Source organism: Thermococcus sp., from assembly GCF_027066465.1.
Lineage (GTDB): Archaea > Methanobacteriota_B > Thermococci > Thermococcales > Thermococcaceae > Thermococcus.
Genome location: NZ_JAMONU010000139.1, coordinates 1 through 1660, shown reverse-complemented (window position 1 = coordinate 1660; position 1660 = coordinate 1). Strand labels below are relative to the sequence as shown.

Sequence of the window (1660 nt, the reverse complement as noted above, 5' to 3'; positions counted from 1 at the left end):
CTTTTCAAGGAGTTCCTTATCGACCAAATCCGGGAACATCGCACCCGTTCCGGCGGAGAAGAACGAGCCGAAAACCGCCATGACAACCTGAACGGCAAGGAGCTGGTAGATTCCGAGGAAGTTGAATGCTATAACCCCGAAGAGCAGAACGCCTCTAGCCAAGTCGAAGCCGACCATGAGCCACTTTCTGTTGTATCGGTCGCCGACGACGCCGGCAAATGGCATGACGATGAGTGAGGGGATTATCTCCGCCAGAACAAAGGCCGTCATCATCGAACCGCTGTGCGTTTTGTCCAGCACGTAGAGTGGCAGAGCGACGTCCTGAACCGCCCAGCCGAGCTGGGAAATGAACCTTCCTATGGCGAAGAGCCAGAAGTTCCTGCCGAGGCCCTTGGACTCCATGCCGACCACCCCTTTTTGATGAATTGAGTAATTAAATAATTAGATAAGTTCGACCCTCACGTATCCGTTCACCGTCTTCACCCTGATGGGAAACTCACCCGTTCCGATGACCGGGTTCTCCGGGTCTACTCCAACAAGCTCGATGTCGCCGTTGGCCTTTTTCACCTCAATCCTCGCGTCGCAGAACTCCGTGAGGCGGAGAACCACGTTTCCGTTCACACTGCTTACGTTCACCTCACCCTCGATGTCCTCGATGGTAATCTCGAGGGCCCCGTTTACAGTGGATGCGTTCAGGGAACCCGCCACTGGCAGAGTGGCCCTTATGTGCCCGTTAACGCATTTCATCTGCCTGACCTCACAGTTCCTCAGGTCAACTTTCCCGCTGACCGTTTTTATCTCCTTGAAGCGTGCGTCCCTGCCTTCTACAGTTCCGTTAACGTTGTTAACGTTGACGATGGTGCCCTTTGGAACCCTAACCCTTATCTCAGCCCAGTTCCCCTTTCCCAGGCGGTTGAAGAACTTCCTCCGGGGCTTTTCCGCTATTAACAGTGTGCCGTCCTCAACCTCCGTCTCAACCCTTACGTCGTCCCCATGAAGGTTATAGCTTACCTCCACGCAATCCCCGTCCCAGCCCTCTACCTCTGCCCTTCCAACTACGAGGGCGAGCTTTACACTTTCAACCCCTTTGAACTTCATGCAATCACCCCACGAACTTCATCAGCTCGTCGAGAAGCTCCCTGACACGCCGTGTGAGCGTCGTCCTGTCAACGCCAAGTCCCTCGATTAGGCCCGCGCTCTGCTCCTCGACGATTTCCTTTGCCTTCCTGACCACGAGGCGGTAAGCCTCTTCGTCCTCTATCATGTAGGTTTTCCCGCCGGCCCTAATCCGCACAACACCCTCGCTGGCGGAGATTACAACGTCTTCGATGCGTATCTTCGCCCGTCCCTTGCCGACGGTGACGGATATATCTCCCGAGCGGAGCGAAACGGCCTCTCCAAGACTGAGCGTCTCGTTTCCGCTCCTGTAGGTCACCCTGTCTCCCTCGACCTCAATCGAGAACTCCTCCGTCTCTATCCTCAGCCTGTCCCCGACCTTGGTGAGCTGGAAGCCGTTGCGAAGCTCCCTAATCGTCAGCATGTCCTTCAGCTTAACCTTGGGGTTGCCGTCGCGGATTCTGAAGGGACCTATCTTAACTTCCTCGCCGTGCGGGGTCTCTATAACCTCTATGAAGGGGAGTTTGACGTATTCAAAGTTCTT

Annotated in this window: 2 protein-coding genes and 1 pseudogene; all 3 read right to left on the bottom strand. The window is 55.2% G+C overall.

Going from position 1 to position 1660, the window contains the following annotated elements:
• On the bottom strand, positions 1–402 hold a 402-nt coding region (locus tag MVK46_RS06420), incomplete at its 3' end, for an MFS transporter (RefSeq protein ID WP_297535809.1).
• Between the two features lie 39 nt (positions 403–441).
• Positions 442–1098 carry a DUF4097 family beta strand repeat-containing protein gene (locus MVK46_RS06415; protein WP_297535808.1) on the bottom strand — a complete coding sequence of 219 codons (657 nt, stop codon included), beginning with the start codon at positions 1096–1098 and terminating at the stop codon, positions 442–444.
• 4 nt (positions 1099–1102) lie between these two features.
• Positions 1103–1660: pseudogene (locus MVK46_RS06410) on the bottom strand (hypothetical protein); the annotation flags it as partial.

What these genes read in the sequence shown, in the direction of transcription:
- MVK46_RS06415 (WP_297535808.1), bottom strand. Translation starts at nt 1,098, where the DNA reads ATGAAGTTCAAAGGGGTTGAAAGTGTAAAGCTCGCCCTCGTAGTTGGA.